This is a genomic window from Erythrobacter sp., from assembly GCF_040217515.1.
Classification (GTDB): Bacteria; Pseudomonadota; Alphaproteobacteria; order Sphingomonadales; family Sphingomonadaceae; genus Erythrobacter.
Map to the genome: position 1 here is coordinate 170262 of NZ_JAVJPT010000008.1, position 16002 is coordinate 186263.

Here is a 16002-nt window from a genome sequence, read left to right on the forward strand (position 1 = left end):
GGGCGCTAGCCGGGTGCGCGCGCGCTGTCACGCCCACACCAGCCAGCGGCGCTCACTCGCGCAGGCGCCATCCGGTGCGGAATATGACGGCGATGATGATGACGCACAGCGCGAGAAAGCCGACCGTGAGAGCGAGCGAGACCGCAATCGGCACATCGGACGTGCCGTAGAAAGTCCAGCGCAGGCCGCTCACCAGAAAGGCGATCGGATTGACCAGCGCGAGCGCATTCCACGGTTCGGGCAAGTCGTCGATCGAATAGAATGTCCCGCCGAGGAACGTCAGCGGGGTAAGGATGAGCAGCGGGATGATGCCCAGCTTCTCGAACGAATCCGCCCAGATGCCGAGGATGAAGCCGAAGAGCGAAAAGCTTGCCGTCACCAGTACGATGAAACCCACCGCCCAGAACGGATGGACGATAGTGTAATCGACGAAGAAGGTCGCGGTGACGAGGATGATCCCGGCGAGGATCAGCCCCTTGGTCGCCGCCGCCCCGACGAAGCCGATCAGAGTCTCGGCAACGCCAACGGGCGCGGACAGCAATTCGTAGATCGTACCGGTGAAGCGCGGCATGTAGATGCCGAAGGAGGAATTGCTGGTGGTTTCGCCCAGCAGCGTCAGCATCAGCAGGCCCGGAATGATGAAGGCGCCATAAGGCACGCCGTCCACCGGCTCCATCCGCCCGCCGATCACCGTGCCGAAGACGATGAAATACAGCGAGGTCGTCAGCACCGGCGAGAGGATAGACTGGAAGGCGGTGCGAAAGGCACGCATCAGTTCGCGGGCATAGATCGACCACGCCCCGCGCGCATTGAAGGAATAGCTCACGCGGCGCTCTCCTGTCCGGCCAGCAGCGAGACGAAAATGTCCTCGAGCGAGGAATCGTGGATATCGATGCCGACATAGTCGATGCCTTGCGCGACCAGCGCCTTTGTCAGCGCGGCGATCTCGGCCCGGCCCCGGCCCTTGCCGTCGCCGCCGCGATAGACCAGTTCGCGCGCCCCTCCCCCTCCCGCGCTGCCGCGCAGTTCGACCGGGAAATCGGCGATTGCATCGGGGAGCGCGTGCATCGGCTCGGCAAGCGCGATCACGGCCTCGGTCGTGCCGAGCCGTTCCATGATCGCCGCCTTGTCCTCCACCATCAGGATTCGCCCGCCCTGGATGATGCCGACCCGGTCGGCCATTTCCTCGGCTTCTTCGATGTAATGGGTGGTCAGGATGACGGTGACGCCCTGTTCGCGCAACGCGGCGATCTGTTCCCACATGCCCTTGCGCAGCTCGACGTCGACCCCGGCGGTCGGCTCGTCGAGAAACAGCAGTTCCGGTTCGTGGGCAAGCGCCTTGGCGATCAGCACCCGACGTTTCATCCCGCCCGACAGCTGGCGAATCTCCGCCTTGCGCTTGTCCCACAGGCTGAGCGACTTGAGGATCTCGTCGATCCGCGCCTTGTCCGGCGGCCGCCCGAACAGGCCGCGCGAATAGGCGACCGCGCGCTCGACCTTCTCGAACATGTCGGTCGAAAGTTCCTGCGGGACCAGCCCGATCCGCCGCCGCGCCGCGCGCCAGTCGGAGTTCATGTCATGCCCGAAGGCGGTGATCGTTCCACCGGTCGGGCGCACCAGACCGCATACCGCGCCGATCAGCGTGGTCTTGCCCGCGCCGTTGGGCCCCAGCAGCGCGAAAATCTCGCCGCGCCGGATCTCCAGGTTCACATCGTCAAGCGCGCGCGTCCCGCCGCTGTAGACCTTGGAGAGATTTTCGATTTTCAGGATGGTTTCGCTCACGCGCACAGCTGTGACAGCGCGCGCGGCGATTGCAAGGGCGCGGGCGCGGCGGTGTTCACCCTCCGGGCAGAAGCAGCGAGGAATCGCCGTAGGAATAGAAGCGGTAACGCTCGGCGATCGCATGGGCATAGGCCGCCGTCATGCGCTCGCGGGTCATCAGCGCGCTCACCAGCATCATCAGCGTGGACTTGGGCAGGTGGAAATTGGTCATGAGGCCATCGACCGCGTTGAAGGTGTAGCCCGGCGTGATGAAGATGTCGGTGTCGCCTTCGAACGGGGCGAGGGTGCGGTCCTCCCGCGCGGCGCTTTCGAGCAGGCGGAGCGACGTGGTGCCCACGGCGATGATCCGCTTGCCCGCAGCGCGCACCGCGTTGAGCCGCTCGGCCACTTCGGGCCGGATGATGCCGAATTCGGCATGCATCCGGTGGTCGTCGGTATCCTCCGCCTTGACCGGCAGAAAGGTTCCCGCGCCGACATGGAGTGTCAGCATTTCGCGCCCGATCCCCCGCTCGTCCAGCGCATCGACCAGCCTTTGCGTGAAATGCAGCGAGGCGGTGGGCGCGGCGACCGCACCGTCCTTCGCCGCGAACATGGTCTGGTAATCCTCTCGGTCCGCTTCGTCGATCGGCCGTTTGGAGGCGATATAGGGCGGGAGCGGCATGGTCCCGGCACGGTCGAGCAGGACCTCGACCGGCTCCTCGCCCCCGAAGAAGAGCGTCACCGAACCGTCGCCGTGGCGCTCCTCTGCGATCGCGGTGACACCGCCGCCGAAGACGATCCCATCGCCCTCCTTCACCCGCTTGGAATTTCGCAGGAAAGCCTGCCAGCGGCGCAGGTCGATCCGTTTGTGCAGGGTTGCCCCCACTTTCGCCTCGCCCCCGGTGCGCCGACCTTCGAGCTGGGCGGGAATGACGCGCGTGTCGTTGAAGACCAGCACGTCGCCCGGATCGAGCAGGTTCGGCAGATCGCGCACGCCCCTATCCTCCAGCGGAGCGGCGGGATCGGTGCCGCGCACCAGCAGCATCCGCGCCGCATCGCGCGGACGCACCGGACGCAGGGCGATGAGCTCGGGCGGCAAATCGAAATCGAACAGATCGACGCGCATGGCTTGCGCTTAATCGCAATGGGTCCGAGCGAAAAGCCGATTCGGGGCGTTGCCAACGCGCGTTTGTCGGAATGGCCGGCTGCCGCGGTGCCTATTGATCGACGGGAGCGCTCAGCATGTCGGCGGTGATGTCCGGCTCCACCCGGGGCGCCGTGCCCGTGGCGGGCGGCGGAACATTGTCGCTTGCAAGCGAGGCCTGGAGGATACGGGTCGGGTTCTGCGGCGGCTCGCCCCGGTTGATCGCATCGACGGCGGCGATGTTGTCGATGACCCGGCCGAAATTGGTGTATCGTTTGTCGAGGCTGAAGCGCGGATAGAACACGATGAAGAACTGGCTGTTGGCACTGTTCTCCTCGTTCGCGCGCGCCATCGAAACGGTGCCGCGCACATGCGGCATGACGTTGAACTCGGCCTCCAGGTCGGGGAGGCTGGAACCGCCCTGGCCAGTGCCGGTCGGATCGCCGCTTTGCGCCATGAAGCCGTCGATCACGCGGTGGAAAATCACCCCGTCATAGAAGCCCTGCCGGGTCAGTGTCTTGATCCGTTCGACATGGTTCGGTGCCCAGTCGGGCATCAACCGGATCGCGACGCGTTCGCCGTTCGACAAATCGAGCAACCAGACATTCTCCGGGTCCTCTTTCATGTCGTAATTGATCGGCTCGTAAAGGCGCGGGCCCGCCGGGGTGACATCCTCGCGCTCCTCTTCCGCTTCCTGCGGGCTCATGTCCTGCGCAAAGCCAGGCGCGGGCAACAGCAGCAGCGTAGCGAAGGCGGTCACCAGCAGCAGCGCGCCTGCGCTGAGCGCTCTGAGCGAAAAAGGAAGCAGGGCCACGCGGCCTTGCGGGATCTTGGTCATGGGCACGGGTCTTATCGGTTCCTCGTTTGGCAGCAGCCCTTAAAGCTGTGCGCCTGACACTTCAATGAATGATGCCGCCGCCGCTGTCATCGTGCCGCGGGCGGCTCAGTAATCGCCCTTGAGCCCGATGGCCTTCACGCGCTCGAGCACCTCGCCTTCGACATCGGCGCTGACGAACCGGGAAATGTCGCCACCGTAAAGCGCGATTTCCTTGACCAGTTTCGACGCGATCGGCTGGAGCGATACGTCGGCCATGAGAAAGACCGTCTCGATCTCGCTGTCGAGCTGCTGGTTCATGCCGGCCATCTGGTATTCGTATTCGAAATCGGCGACCGCGCGCAGGCCGCGAATGATCACGGAAGCGCCCTGTTTCTGCGCGAATTTCACCAGCAGCGCGTTAAAACCGACCACATCGACATTGCTGAGACCCATCGCCTTCACCTCGCGCTCCACCATGGCGAAGCGTTCTTCCGTCTCGAACATCGGGTTTTTCGAAGGATTGGTGGTGACCCCGATGATCAGCCGGTCGACCAGTTTGGAGCCACGCCGGATGATGTCGGCATGGCCGAGCGTGATGGGATCGAAGGTCCCGGGATAGATCCCGACGCGGCCCGTCATTGCCCGGTCCTTTCCCATTCGAACGCGCCGCGCGTTGCCCCCGGTTCGGTGTAGAATGTCAGCGCCTCGGGCGCGGTCTCGTTTTCGAGCACGTAGGTGCCGCCCCGCCCCTCGGCGAAACCGCGCGCGATCGCCGCTTCGCGCATCGCCTCGACGCAAGGCATGGGCGCGCTGTAGGCGAGCATCTGTCGGAAACCCTCGGCATCGGTGCGCTTGTAGGAACCGACGACTCGGACTTCCTCGCAGCTGTCCACCGCGAAGGCATCCATGACGAGCATGATCTGCTCATCGAGCACGTCGGGTCGCGCGTCTCCCGGCTCCTGGCTGGGGATGAGGACGAACAGCACGACGGCGATCACCACGGCGAGCGTGACGTAAATGGCAAAGAGCGGCGCTTTCATGGGCGGGACTCCTCTCTCCCGGTAGGGATCTTGCAATATCGGGTATGGGTCATGATTGTCGCGTTGTTTCGCAAAAAGTCGCGGGTTCAGCGATCCCGTTCGACGATGAAGCGGGCGAGCGCGCGCAGTGTGTCGGCCTCGCTGCCATGGCCGCCGAGATGGGCGACCGCCTGGTCGACCAAGGCGCGGGCCTGTTCGCGGGCCTTGTCGACGCCCATCAGCGTGACGAAGGTCTGCTTGCCCTGCACCTCGTCCTTGCGCAGCGCCTTGCCCGCCTTTTCCGGATCGCCGGTCACGTCGAGCAGGTCGTCGGCGATCTGGAAGGCAAGGCCGATATCGCGCGAATAGGCGCGCAGATGCGCCCTGCCCTCCGGCGGCACCCGGCCGAGGATCGCGCCCATCTCGACGCTCGCGCCCAGGAGCGCGCCGGTTTTCAATTGCTGGAGCCGGGTGACGGCGCGCAGGTCGTAGTCCACGCCGTCCTCGTCGGCGACCATATCCATCATCTGCCCGCCCGCCATGCCGTTCATGCCCGAAGCCGTGCCGAGAGTCGCGATCAGCTCGCTCCTAACGAAGGGATCGGTGCTGGTGTCGGGATGGCTGAGGATGTCGAAGGCCAGCGCATGGAGCGCGTCCCCGGCGAGAACGGCCGTAGCCTCGTCGTAGACCCGGTGCACGGTCGCCCTGCCGTGGCGCAATTCATCGTCGTCCATGCAGGGCAGGTCGTCGTGGATCAGCGAATAGACGTGGATCGCTTCCACTGCCGTGCCGACACGGATCGCCGCCTCGCGGGAGACGCCGTACATCTCCGCCGTGCTCACCACCAGCAGCGGACGCACCCGCTTGCCGCCACCTATCGTCGCATATCGCATCGCCTCGACAAGGCGCGCGCGCGTGTCATCCGGCACGGGTAGGAGCGCATCGAAGCTCGCATCGATCTCTGCCTGCACGCGCTTCAGGCCATCGGCGAGAAGGTCGCCTTCCATCCCGACCAGCGTCATGTCAGCGCGTCTCGTCGAGGGGTGCCGTGCCGGTCGGCTGGCCACCCGCATCCGTGACGATCTTCTCGATCCGCGCCTGCGCCGCATCGAGTCGGGTCTGGCAGGCCGCGCGCAGCTTTTCGCCGCGTTCGTAAAGCGCGATCGATTCGTCCAGCGGCACATCCCCGCTTTCAAGCTGGCGCACCACCTGCTCGAGCGCGGCGAGCGCCTGTTCGAAGCTCATGCTGTCGATATCGCCCGTCCCGGAGGCGGCGTTCGTTCCCTCGTCCATGTCCCAAGCATTGACGGTGCTCCGCGCGGCGGTCAAGGCTGGCGGGTATCTGGCGCAACAGGGAAAGCAGACAATGGTGAAATGGATCACGGCCTATGTGGTCGCGGCAATCGTGTTCGGCCTGCTCGATGCGATGTGGCTGCGCTGGGCGGCGGGGAACCTCTACCGCCCGGTGATCGGCGAAATCATGGCCGAGGATTTCGATATGACCGCTGCCGGCGTGTTCTACGTGCTCTATCTCGCCGGCATGACGTGGTTCGCGATTCGCCCGGGTGTCGAAAGCGCATCGGTCGGATATGCGCTGCTCAACGGCGTGCTGCTGGGCGCGCTGTGCTATGCGACCTTCGACCTCACGAGCCAGGCGGTGTTCAAGGTTTGGGCGACAAAGATCAGCGTGCTCGACATCCTATGGGGAGCCTTCGCCACCGGCACCACCAGCGCCATTGCGACATGGGTGACACTGCGCTTCTTCGGCGCGGAATGATCCGGGCCAGGGGCACGCAGCCATGTTCATCGGTCATTTCGCCCCGGCCTTCGCCGCTGCCGCGCTGAGCGAACGCAGTCCGAAACTCGGCACGCTGTTCATCGCCGCGCAGCTGGTCGATTGGGCGTTTTTCGGCCTCGCCCTTGCGGGAATCGAGAAGATGCGGATCGATCCGGGGGCGACTGCGATGGTGCCTTTCGACCTCTACCACATGCCCTATACGCACAGCCTTGCAGGCAGCGCGGTCTTCGCGCTCGCTTTTGCGCTTGTCGTGGCCCTGTGGCAGCGCAATGCGGCCGGCGGCCTGATCGCGGGCGCGGTGGTGCTCTCGCATTGGGGGCTCGACTGGCTGACCCATGCGCCCGACCTGACATTGGCCGGCTCACCGCCCGCCTACGGGCTCGGCCTATGGGATTATCCGCTTGTCGCGATGCCGCTCGAGATCGGGATCACGCTCGGCGCTTTCGCCTTCTATCTCGCGCGCAGCCGCGGGCCCGTGGGGCAGCCATTGGTGCTGCTCGCTGCGCTGGTCGCGCTGCAGGCTTTCAACTGGTTCGCGCCGCACCCGCAACAGGCGGGCGCGGGGCTCTACATCCAGGCGCTCTTTGCCTTCGGCGTGCTGACCGCGCTCGCGTGGTGGGTGGGGCAGAACCGTCAGCGCATCAGAAGAGGTGGCTTGGCGGCCCGCGCCGCGTGACTTAAAGGGCCCTGCCAAGGAGCCCGCAAATGACCGCAATCACCCCCGAAATCGTTGCCCAGCACGGCCTGTCCACCGAGGAATACGACCGCGTCCTCAACGCGTTGGGGCGAGAGCCGAACCTTGTCGAGCTCGGCATATTCTCGGTCATGTGGTCGGAGCATTGCAGCTACAAGTCCTCGCGGGTGCATCTGAAAAAGCTGCCGACCGAAGCCGACTGGGTGATCTGCGGGCCCGGGGAGAATGCGGGGGTGATCGACATCGGCACGGGGCCGGAAGGGCAGCGGCTCGCCGCGATCTTCAAGATGGAGAGCCACAACCACCCGTCCTACATCGAGCCCTATCAGGGCGCCGCGACGGGCGTGGGCGGGATCCTGCGCGATGTCTTCACGATGGGCGCGCGGCCGGTGGCGAACATGAACGCGCTGCGTTTCGGGCGGCCCGATCACCCGAAGATGAAGCACCTGGTAAGCGGCGTCGTCTCCGGCATCGGCGGCTACGGCAATTGCGTCGGCGTGCCGACGGTCGGCGGCGAGACCAATTTTCACCCTGCCTATGACGGCAATATCCTGGTCAACGCGATGACCGTCGGGATCGCCGATGCGGACCGCATCTTCTATTCGGCGGCGACGGGTGTCGGCAATCCGATCGTCTATGTCGGGAGCAAGACCGGGCGCGACGGCATTCACGGCGCGACCATGGCGAGCGCGGATTTCGAGGAGGACGCGGATGCCAAGCGCCCCACGGTGCAAGTCGGCGACCCCTTTACGGAGAAGCTGCTGATCGAGGCCTGCCTCGAACTGATGGCGACCGACGCGATCGTCGCGATCCAGGACATGGGCGCGGCGGGTCTGACTTCCTCCAGCGTCGAGATGGCGACCAATGGCAAGGCGGGCATCCGCCTCGACATGAACAAGGTGCCCTGCCGCGAAGAGGGCATGACACCCTATGAAATGATGCTGTCGGAAAGCCAGGAGCGGATGCTCATGGTGCTGAAGCCCGGGCGCGAAGCCGAGGCCGAGGCTATCTTTGCCAAGTGGGAGCTCGATTTCGCAGTGATCGGCGAAGTCACCGATACGCGCCACATGGTGCTCGAATGGAACGGCGAGGTCGTGTGCGACATCCCGCTCGGCCCCCTCGCCGCCGATGCGCCGGAATATGAGCGCCCCTATCTTTCCCGCAAGGAATACGCTGCGTGGGTCAACATCCCGCGCCTGTCCGAAGTGCCGGAATCGAAAGACCCCGGCGCGGACCTGCTCAAACTGCTCGCCAGCCCGCACCTCGCCTCGCGCCGCTGGATCGCCGAGCAATATGATTCGCAGGTCATGGGCGACACGCTCCAGACCGGGGGCGATGCGGCGGTGGTGCGGATCCACGGCACGGACCGGGCGCTCGCGATCAGCACGGACTGCACGCCGCGCTATGTCCATGCCGACCCTTACGAGGGCGGGAAGCAGGCCATCGCAGAGGCGTGGCGGAACCTCTGCGCCGTGGGCGCGCGGCCGCTCGCGGTCACCAATTGCCTCAATTTCGCGAACCCGCAGCGACCCGAGATCATGAGCCAGTTCGTCCACGCTCTCGAAGGCATGGGCGATGCCTGCCGCGCGCTCGATTTCCCGGTCGTGAGCGGAAATGTCAGCCTTTACAACGAATCGAAGGCGACAGGGGGCGGCTCGGCGATTCTCCCCACCCCTGCAATCGGCGGGGTCGGCGTGATCGAGGATGCGGCCAGGATGACCACACCCGCCTTCAAGGCAGAGGGCGATGCGATCTATCTCGTCGCGCCCGAATTCTGGGCGACGCCCGACCCGACCCGCTCGCATCTCGGCCAGTCCTTGTGGCTCGCCGTGATCGAGGGCCGCGAGGAGGGACGCGCCCCGCCGGTCGATCTGGAGGTCGAACGCGGCGCGGGCGAAATCGTGCGCCGCCTGATCGATGAAGACCTGCTCTCGGCGGTTCACGACGTGTCGGATGGGGGGCTTGCCGTGGCGCTGGCCGAAATGGCGCTGTCCGGAGGACGCGGCGCGCAGCTTTCGCGCAATGTCGCCTACACGCCCGCACAGTGGTGGTTCGGCGAGGACCAGGCGCGTTACGTCGTCACCGTCTCCCCGCAAAACGCCGATGCCTTCAATCGGATCGTCGCCGAAGGACCGGAAAGCCCGGAGGCCGAACTGGTCGGCTTCACCCGGATCGGCACGGTCGGGGGAGACACGTTGCTGGGCCAGAGCCTTGCAAGCCTGCGCGAGGCACATGAAAGCTTCTTCCCCGACTGGATGGAAGCTTGACCGGAACGGCGATTCCCTAGGCCGCTTCCGCCCCGCCGAGCGTCAGGTCTTCGCGCACATTGCCCTCGGATTCGAGGATCGCCAGGCACTCGCGGTAAACCACCGGCTTAGCGATACCGAGCCGGGCCCGGGCCTCGTCCAGATCGTCGCGCATCAGCGCCTCGATATCCTGGTGCGCGATTTTCGCCGCGGCGCGGCCATTGCGCTGCCCCTCCCGCACGGCCTTGAACAGCGGGGCCTTCGTGCCCGAAACTTTCGCGATCTGCCGAGCGCCGGCATAGGCTATGAACAGCAGGCCCTTGTTGTGGTTCTGCGAATAGGAGAAGCCCAGCAGGCTCGCCTCGCCCAGCGCGTCGCGGCCATAGCCGGTGAGCACGTGGAACAGGTCGTGCGTATCGCGCAGGCGGTCGAAATACCACTGGGTGAGATCGCGCGGCAGGCTTTCCGGCGGGGCCCATTTGTGGCTCTCGGCAACCAGCCCCGCGGCCGTCAGCCCCTCGCGCTTCATGAAGGCGATGTAACGCTGCGCCACGCTGTTTTCGGGAAGGTCGGTCCAGCGTTCGTGATCGTCGAGCATGGCGGGAATGTCCTGCCCTTCGGCGAGGAAGCGCTGGCCCTGCGCCGAAAGGAGAAAATCGCGCGCCTGTGCATGGCTGCGCTTTCCCTTGGTCGCCTCGATGATGTGGAAGACCTGTTCGGTATCCTCCTTGTCCTCGACCAGCTTGCCGAAATGGTGCAACACCTTGAGCGGGCGGATACCCGAAATCCGGCGTTCGGGCGCGACCAGCGGGAGATCGGTAACGGTCATCGGGGCCTCCATGCAGGAACCGCTACTTACATGGCTGTCAGTTGATAGTCCACTTCACAAAACCGCGAGAGGCCCGGATAGTGGGGCCATGAAACCGCACCAGACCGTCCGCTATTCCCTGCCTCTTCTTGATGATCGGGACAGCATCGCCCGCGCCCGCACCATGCGCGACCGGCTGAAACAGCGCCGCACCTGCCGCTATTTCTCCGACGAACCGGTCCCGCGCGAAGTCATCGAAGCAGCGATCGAGGCTGCAGGGACAGCCCCCAATGGCGCCAACCACCAGCCCTGGCATTTCGCGGTGGTCGCCTCTGCGGATAAAAAGCGCGCGATCCGGCAGGCGGCGGAGGCGGAAGAGCGGCGCTTCTACGGCGCGGACGGGGGCGATCCTAAAGCGAGCGAGGATTGGCTTGCGGCGCTTTCGGACCTTGGCACGGACGCCGACAAGCCGTTCCTTGAGACCGCGCCTTACCTCATCGTGGTCTTCGCCCAGCGCAAGGGCGGGATCGAGGAGGACGGCGAGACGCAGAACTACTACGTCACCGAAAGCGTCGGGATCGCCTGCGGCATGCTGATCACGACCCTGCACGAAGCGGGCCTGGCAACGCTCACCCACACGCCCTCGCCGATGGGCTTCCTGCGCGCGGCCTGCGGACGGCCGGAATGGGAAAAGCCGCTGATGATCGTGGTGGTCGGCCACCCGAGCGCGGACGCGACCGTACCGGCGAAGGCGCTGGCCAAGAAACCACTCGGTCGGATTTCGAGCTGGCTCTGAGGTCCAGCGCGAGGGAAGTTTCAAGCCGCGACCGGCTCGGCATCGTCCCGGTCCGTCGCAAGCAGGTCATAGGGGTCGAGCCCCTCCTCGCGCCAGATATGGTGGCATTCGCGGTATTTGGTCGGCTCGGGAATGTTGAGCGCCTCACGCACCCTTTCGAGCGGCTGTTTGAGAAGTTCGCGGATCGGCTGTTCGATCAGGCGCGGCGCGCCCCTGCCGGTCCGCTTGGCCTGGTTGACCGCACCGATGACCGGTGCCTTGGACCCCCAAACCATCTTCCTGACGTTCGCAGCACCCGCATAGCCGATCAGCAGGTGCCCGTGAGTCGGCGACTGGCCATGGGTGAAGAGCAGGACGCATTGTTCACCCAGCGCATCGCGGCCATAGCCGGTCAGGACGTGGAAAAGATCGTGCGTGTCGCGCGACCTTTCGGCGAACCATTGCACGAGATCGGGATATTTCGGCCGCCCGAGACTTTCGGCCTCGGTCACCAGACCAGCCGCCGACAGGCCCTCGCTTTCCATGAAATCGCAATAGGCATGGGCAAGGCTGCCCTTGGCAGTCCGGCGCAGCGCGGCGTGATCGTCGAGAATTTCGGGCAGGTTCGGCTCGGTCCGGCGCAGGAGTTCGCCGCGCTCGGAAAGGGTGAGCGCCCTTACCCGTGGCATGAAATGCTTTGAGGGGAGCGATTCGTAGATCTTGAAGACGAGGCTGGTGTCTTCCTTGTCCTGCATCAGCAGGCGGAAATTCTTCACCGCTCGCGGCAGCGAATAGCGCGGCTGCGGCCGTTCGGGATGGCGCAGCACGGTGCCGTCGGCGGCGCGCAGGGAGGTATAGTCGATTGCCTTGCTCATGATCGGGAGCCTTCGCTTGATTTCGGAGCCGGGATAGCACCGCACTACTTACACTTGTGTAAATAGCGTGCTTCGAGCGCCGAATCAAATGCCGCCCGACGCCGCTTGCCAACGACTCGCCGTGTTTCAGCCCTTCTCAACCCAGTCGGCGCGCGGAATGCCGAACAGCGAAAGGACGGCGGTAAGGTTCCCCCGGTCGATCCTCCCGTTCGCGGCCGCGCGCGCCTTGGGCTTGGCGCGGTAGGCGAAGCCGTAGCTCGCCGCCTCGATCATCGGAATGTCGTTCGCCCCGTCGCCGGTCGCCAGGCTGTGCGCCTCGCTGCCCAGCTGCGCCAGTTCCTCGTCCAGCACGCGCGCCTTGACGCCGGCATCGGTGATGGCCCCATCGAGCTGCCCGGTCAGGACGCCGCCCTTCACCGCGAGCCGGTTACCCACCACCCTGTCGAAACCGAGCCGGGTGGCGACGGGATCGGCGAAATGATGGAAGCCCCCGGTGACAAGCACGCTGCGCGCGCCCATCTCGGCAAGCGTCGCCACCAAGGTCGCCGCACCCGGATTGGGGCGGATTCGTTCGGACAGACAACGCTCTATCGCGGTTTCCTCCAATCCTTCGAGCAGCGCCACGCGCTCGCGCAGGGCGGCTTCGAAATCGAGTTCGCCCTGCATCGCGCGTTCGGTGATCGCGGCGATCTGCGGCTTGATCCCCGCATAATCGGCCAGTTCGTCGATGCATTCCTGCCCGATCATGGTCGAATCCATGTCCGAGACGAACAGGTGCGGCACGATGATCTCGCCCCCCGCCGCCGCACTCCCGACCAGCGCATCGCAGGGGCCGAAATGGGTGTCGATTACCGCGAGCACGGAGGTCGGATCGGCGTCGGCGAAGGAAAGCTGAAGGACGTTGTCGCAATGCTGGAGCATCACGGCCGCGGCGACCGGCATCCCTTCTTGCGCGAACGCGGCAAGCGCAGCATCGAGCCGTGCTTCCAGACCGGGCGCCGGGGCTGCTTCCCCCGCCTGCCCCTGGGCGGTTTCCTGCGGCGACGGGTCTGCTATCAGCCGGGCTATGAGCACCAGGCAATCTCCTGAAAAATCCTCTCGGGGCGGCGTGGATACGCGCCCGCTCGCGCTCATTGCAGGGCCGACCGCCAGCGGCAAGAGCGCTCTTGCGCTGCGGCTGGCCGATGCGTGGGCCGCCGCGGGCACGCGCGAGGCACGCATCATCAACGCCGATTCCATGCAGCTTTATCGGGACATCCCGATCCTTTCGGCAAGCCCGGGCGAGGAAGAGTGCGCGCGCCATACCCACCTGCTTTACGGGGCGTGGAACGGAGCCGAAGCGTGCTCCGCCGCCGCTTGGGCGCAGGCGGCGAAACGCGAGATCGAGGCCGCGCACGCGGCGGGTGCGCTGCCGATCCTGGTCGGGGGGACGGGCCTTTATATCAAGGTGCTGCTCGAAGGGATCGCCCCCATCCCCGAGATCGACCCGGAAATCCGCGCCGTGGTCCGCGCCCTGCCGGTCGAAAGCGCCCATGCCGCGCTGATGATCGAGGACCCGGAGCGCGCGATCGAGCTGGCCCCCACCGACAGCCAGCGCATTGCCCGCGCGCTCGAAGTCAAGCGTTCGACCGGAGTGATGCTCGCCGACTGGCAGCGCGCCAAGACCGGGGGGATCGCCGAGGAGGTGGACCTTCACGCCGCCGTCCTGCTGCCCGAGCGCGAGGCGCTTTACCGACGCTGCGAAGTTCGTTTCGAGGCGATGCTGCGCGCGGGCGCCGTTGCCGAAGTCGAGACGCTGCTCGAACGCGATCTCGATCCCGACCTGCCCGTCATGCGCGCGATAGGCGTGCCGGAAATCGCCGCCTATCTTGCCGACGAGACGAGCCGCGCGGACATGATCACGGCAGGACAGCAATCGACCCGTAATTACGCCAAGCGGCAATATACCTGGCTGCGCCACCAGCCGGGTCCGGACTGGGCGAAGGTTTCCGAAAGCGGTGAATCCCGAAATATCGCGATTCATGATATTTTTGCAGGATTATTACGCAATTAGGGGTTGACGCATTAGAATATGGCGTCTAGCCCCCAGCCCATATCGCTTCGCGCGGTTGCGAAGCTTGATTAAGGTTCCGTCACGCGGGGCTTGCATGGCCGCCTCGTGGCGAAAACGGTTTGAAAGGCCCTTCTTCATGATCGTGCTCGTTATCGTAGGCGGTGCAGGCTGATCCGGGTTCCTTTCGTTCTTGGATATCCTGATCGGCCCGATGCGACCTACGCTTCGGGCCGGTTTCATTTTGGGAGATGTTTGAAGTGCCGCAGCGTTCGGGAGCCGCCCTGTTGATGGATTGCCTTGGCGAGCAGGGAGTCGAATTCGTGTTCGGCTATCCCGGCGGCGCCGTGCTTCCCATCTATGACGAATTGTTCGGACACCCCACCATCCGCCACATTCTCGTCCGCCACGAAGCGGGCGCGGCCCATGCGGCGGAAGGGTATGCCCGCGCGACCGGCAAGCCGGGCGTCGTGCTCGTCACCAGCGGCCCCGGTGCGACCAATGCGGTGACGGGGATTGCGGATGCGTTCATGGATTCGATCCCGCTCGTCGTCATCACCGGGCAGGTCCCGACCGGCCTGATCGGCACCGATGCCTTCCAGGAGGCCGACACGGTCGGCATCACCCGCCATTGCACCAAGCACAATTACCTCGTGAAGGACCCCGCCGACCTAGCCGCGACGGTCGAGGAAGCCTTCCGCATCGCCACGACCGGGCGCCCCGGGCCGGTCGTGATAGACATTCCCAAGGACGTGCAGATCGCCGTGCCCGGAATGTCGCGGCGCGCCGCGCCGGCTCCGCATCGTTACCAGCCCCAGATGGTCGCGCCGGCCGAACAGGTCGCCGAAGCGATCGAGATGATCGAAAACGCCGAGCGCCCGGTCCTTTACACCGGCGGCGGGGTGATCAATTCAGGCCCCGAGGCAAGCCGCCTCCTGCGCGCCTTCCAGGACCTGACCGGCGCGCCCGTCACGTCGACCCTCATGGGCCTCGGCGCGTTCCCGCACGATCACCCCGACTGGCTCGGCATGCTTGGCATGCACGGCACCTATGAAGCGAACATGGCGATGAATCAGTGCGACGTGATGGTCTGCATCGGAGCGCGCTTTGACGACCGCGTGACGGGAAGGCTCGATGCCTTCAGCCCGGATTCGAAGAAGATCCACATCGACATCGACCGTTCCTCGATCAACAAGAACGTGCCCGTCGATCTCGGCATCGTCGCCGATTGCGCCACCGCGCTCGGCCAGCTGGTCGAAGCCTGGGGCCCCTCGCGCAAGGGTCGGGATATGGGCGAATGGAAGGCCCGCATCGCCGGATGGCGCGCGCGCGAATGTCTTGCCTATCCCGAATCCTCGCGAAGGGACCCGGCCGCGATCATGCCGCAAAAGGCGGTCGAGCGGCTGTTCGCGCTGACGAAGGACCGTTCCCCCATCATCACCACCGAGGTCGGACAGCACCAGATGTGGGCGGCGCAGTATTTCGGCTTTGCCGAGCCGAACAAGTGGCTGACCAGCGGCGGGCTCGGCACGATGGGATATGGCCTTCCCGCCGCGATCGGGGCGCAACTGGGCGAACCGGACACTCTGGTGATCGACATTGCGGGCGAAGCCTCGATCCAGATGAACATCCAGGAACTCGGCACCGCCTCGCAATACCGGCTGCCGGTCAAGGTCTTCATCCTCAACAATGAATATATGGGCATGGTCCGCCAGTGGCAGGAACTGACCTATGAAAGCCGCTATTCCAATTCCTATTCGGACAGCCTGCCCGATTTCGTGGCGCTCGCCGAAGCCTATGGCTGGAAGGGCATCCGTATCATCGATCGCGGCGATCTCGATGCGGGAATCGAGGCGATGCTCGCCCATGACGGCCCGGTGATCGTCGATTGTTGCGTCGCGCAGGATGCCAATTGCCTGCCGATGATCCCGAGCGGCGCGGCTCACACCGACATGCTGCTTTACGGAGACCACGTGGACGGGACGATGGACGACGAAGCGAAGGCACTCGTCTGA

General features: G+C 65.3%; 17 protein-coding genes. 6 read left to right on the plus strand and 11 right to left on the minus strand.

Annotated elements, in window-relative coordinates; all coding sequences use genetic code 11:
* Positions 1-52 precede the first annotated feature (52 nt).
* The 8 genes from RIB52_RS10940 to RIB52_RS10975 all read right to left on the minus strand — a co-directional run bounded on the left by RIB52_RS10940 (position 53) and on the right by RIB52_RS10975 (position 6034).
* Complete coding sequence (locus tag RIB52_RS10940) at positions 53-826, minus strand: ABC transporter permease (RefSeq protein ID WP_350175472.1); 774 nt, start codon at positions 824-826, stop codon at positions 53-55.
* Complete coding sequence (locus RIB52_RS10945; protein ID WP_350175473.1) at positions 823-1782, minus strand: ABC transporter ATP-binding protein; 960 nt, start codon at positions 1780-1782, stop codon at positions 823-825. Before RIB52_RS10945 ends, RIB52_RS10940 begins: the two co-directional genes overlap by 4 nt.
* A 55-nt stretch (positions 1783-1837) precedes the next feature.
* Positions 1838-2887, minus strand: a complete 1050-nt coding sequence (gene queA / locus RIB52_RS10950; protein ID WP_350175474.1) for a tRNA preQ1(34) S-adenosylmethionine ribosyltransferase-isomerase QueA — start codon at positions 2885-2887, stop codon at positions 1838-1840.
* 91 nt (positions 2888-2978) lie between these two features.
* Positions 2979-3611, minus strand: a complete 633-nt coding sequence (locus RIB52_RS10955; RefSeq protein WP_350175705.1) for a peptidylprolyl isomerase — start codon at positions 3609-3611, stop codon at positions 2979-2981.
* 237 nt (positions 3612-3848) lie between these two features.
* The gene (gene coaD / locus RIB52_RS10960; protein ID WP_350175475.1) at positions 3849-4361 is read right to left on the minus strand and encodes a pantetheine-phosphate adenylyltransferase; all 513 of its coding nucleotides are present in this window, start codon (positions 4359-4361) and stop codon (positions 3849-3851) included.
* Positions 4358-4762 (minus strand): hypothetical protein, encoded by a 405-nt coding sequence (locus RIB52_RS10965; RefSeq protein ID WP_350175476.1) that lies wholly within the window; start codon positions 4760-4762, stop codon positions 4358-4360. Before RIB52_RS10965 ends, coaD begins: the two co-directional genes overlap by 4 nt.
* 86 nt (positions 4763-4848) lie before the next feature.
* Positions 4849-5763 carry a polyprenyl synthetase family protein gene (locus RIB52_RS10970; protein ID WP_350175477.1) on the minus strand — a complete coding sequence of 305 codons (915 nt, stop codon included), beginning with the start codon at positions 5761-5763 and terminating at the stop codon, positions 4849-4851.
* A 1-nt stretch (position 5764) separates the two neighbouring features.
* A complete protein-coding gene (locus RIB52_RS10975) occupies positions 5765-6034 on the minus strand; it encodes an exodeoxyribonuclease VII small subunit (protein ID WP_350175478.1) in 270 nt (89 codons plus the stop codon).
* 73 nt (positions 6035-6107) lie between these two features.
* Here RIB52_RS10975 and RIB52_RS10980 point away from each other — a divergent pair, with 73 nt between their 5' ends.
* Genes RIB52_RS10980 through purL form a run of 3 tightly spaced genes read left to right on the plus strand, consistent with a single transcriptional unit; the run spans position 6108 to position 9500 of the window.
* Complete coding sequence (locus tag RIB52_RS10980) at positions 6108-6518, plus strand: DUF2177 family protein (protein ID WP_350175479.1); 411 nt, start codon at positions 6108-6110, stop codon at positions 6516-6518.
* Between the two features lie 22 nt (positions 6519-6540).
* The gene (locus tag RIB52_RS10985; protein ID WP_350175480.1) at positions 6541-7215 is read left to right on the plus strand and encodes a hypothetical protein; all 675 of its coding nucleotides are present in this window, start codon (positions 6541-6543) and stop codon (positions 7213-7215) included.
* Positions 7216-7244: 29 nt separating this feature from the next.
* Entirely contained in the window at positions 7245-9500 is a 2256-nt protein-coding gene (gene purL, locus RIB52_RS10990) for a phosphoribosylformylglycinamidine synthase subunit PurL (RefSeq protein ID WP_350175481.1), read from the plus strand.
* A gap of 16 nt (positions 9501-9516) precedes the next feature.
* Here purL and RIB52_RS10995 read toward each other — a convergent pair whose 3' ends face one another.
* A complete protein-coding gene (locus RIB52_RS10995; RefSeq protein WP_350175482.1) occupies positions 9517-10308 on the minus strand; it encodes a Coq4 family protein in 792 nt (263 codons plus the stop codon).
* 88 nt (positions 10309-10396) lie between these two features.
* On the opposite strand from RIB52_RS10995, the gene RIB52_RS11000 reads away from it, so the two are divergent.
* Positions 10397-11083 (plus strand): nitroreductase family protein, encoded by a 687-nt coding sequence (locus RIB52_RS11000; RefSeq protein WP_350175483.1) that lies wholly within the window; start codon positions 10397-10399, stop codon positions 11081-11083.
* A gap of 20 nt (positions 11084-11103) precedes the next feature.
* Here RIB52_RS11000 and RIB52_RS11005 read toward each other — a convergent pair whose 3' ends face one another.
* Complete coding sequence (locus RIB52_RS11005) at positions 11104-11937, minus strand: Coq4 family protein (RefSeq protein ID WP_350175484.1); 834 nt, start codon at positions 11935-11937, stop codon at positions 11104-11106.
* A 126-nt stretch (positions 11938-12063) separates the two neighbouring features.
* Entirely contained in the window at positions 12064-13011 is a 948-nt protein-coding gene (serB, locus tag RIB52_RS11010) for a phosphoserine phosphatase SerB (RefSeq protein ID WP_502879522.1), read from the minus strand.
* Here serB and miaA point away from each other — a divergent pair.
* Positions 13004-13990 (plus strand): tRNA (adenosine(37)-N6)-dimethylallyltransferase MiaA, encoded by a 987-nt coding sequence (gene miaA, locus RIB52_RS11015; RefSeq protein ID WP_350175485.1) that lies wholly within the window; start codon positions 13004-13006, stop codon positions 13988-13990. The genes serB and miaA overlap by 8 nt on opposite strands.
* Positions 13991-14238: 248 nt before the next feature.
* Entirely contained in the window at positions 14239-16002 is a 1764-nt protein-coding gene (ilvB, locus tag RIB52_RS11020; protein WP_350175486.1) for a biosynthetic-type acetolactate synthase large subunit, read from the plus strand.

Bases quoted from the DNA above. Each gene is read 5' to 3' on its own strand.
- queA (WP_350175474.1), bottom strand. From the start codon at position 2,887: ATGCGCGTCGATCTGTTCGATTTCGATTTGCCGCCCGAGCTCATCGCC.
- RIB52_RS10955 (WP_350175705.1), bottom strand. From the start codon at position 3,611: ATGAGCCCGCAGGAAGCGGAAGAGGAGCGCGAGGATGTCACCCCGGCG.
- coaD (WP_350175475.1), bottom strand. From the start codon at position 4,361: ATGACGGGCCGCGTCGGGATCTATCCCGGGACCTTCGATCCCATCACG.
- RIB52_RS10965 (WP_350175476.1), bottom strand. From the start codon at position 4,762: ATGAAAGCGCCGCTCTTTGCCATTTACGTCACGCTCGCCGTGGTGATC.
- RIB52_RS10970 (WP_350175477.1), bottom strand. From the start codon at position 5,763: ATGACGCTGGTCGGGATGGAAGGCGACCTTCTCGCCGATGGCCTGAAG.
- RIB52_RS10975 (WP_350175478.1), bottom strand. From the start codon at position 6,034: ATGGACGAGGGAACGAACGCCGCCTCCGGGACGGGCGATATCGACAGC.
- RIB52_RS10980 (WP_350175479.1), top strand. From the start codon at position 6,108: ATGGTGAAATGGATCACGGCCTATGTGGTCGCGGCAATCGTGTTCGGC.
- RIB52_RS10985 (WP_350175480.1), top strand. From the start codon at position 6,541: ATGTTCATCGGTCATTTCGCCCCGGCCTTCGCCGCTGCCGCGCTGAGC.
- purL (WP_350175481.1), top strand. From the start codon at position 7,245: ATGACCGCAATCACCCCCGAAATCGTTGCCCAGCACGGCCTGTCCACC.
- RIB52_RS10995 (WP_350175482.1), bottom strand. From the start codon at position 10,308: ATGACCGTTACCGATCTCCCGCTGGTCGCGCCCGAACGCCGGATTTCG.
- RIB52_RS11000 (WP_350175483.1), top strand. From the start codon at position 10,397: ATGAAACCGCACCAGACCGTCCGCTATTCCCTGCCTCTTCTTGATGAT.
- RIB52_RS11005 (WP_350175484.1), bottom strand. From the start codon at position 11,937: ATGAGCAAGGCAATCGACTATACCTCCCTGCGCGCCGCCGACGGCACC.
- miaA (WP_350175485.1), top strand. From the start codon at position 13,004: ATGAGCACCAGGCAATCTCCTGAAAAATCCTCTCGGGGCGGCGTGGAT.
- ilvB (WP_350175486.1), top strand. From the start codon at position 14,239: ATGTTTGAAGTGCCGCAGCGTTCGGGAGCCGCCCTGTTGATGGATTGC.